Here is a 218-nt window from a genome sequence, read left to right on the forward strand (position 1 = left end):
TCCAGTTCAGCGACCTGGTCGCGCCATATTTTTCCCTGGCGTAGCGCAGCCAGCGCCTGCTGCTGCTTGGGAGAACGCTTCAGGCTGTTCAGATCAATAACCTGGCCTTCTTCAGTGGCAAACCAGTACCACATGGGCGCGTTAGTCGCCGGGCGTCCCTGGCGCAGCAGAATTGGCAGGGCATGAAACAGTACGTCGCCGATAGGATGGTGATAATA

Annotated in this window: 1 protein-coding gene; it reads right to left on the minus strand. The window is 57.3% G+C overall.

The genetic code is table 11. The annotated features are described in order from the left end of the window. Positions 1-218: hypothetical protein (locus tag FDX22_RS21300; RefSeq protein WP_186805406.1), on the minus strand; the 218-nt coding region annotated here is incomplete at both ends.

The organism is Citrobacter sp. TBCS-14, assembly GCF_005280805.1.
In the GTDB taxonomy this organism is placed as follows: domain Bacteria; phylum Pseudomonadota; class Gammaproteobacteria; order Enterobacterales; family Enterobacteriaceae; genus Citrobacter; species Citrobacter gillenii.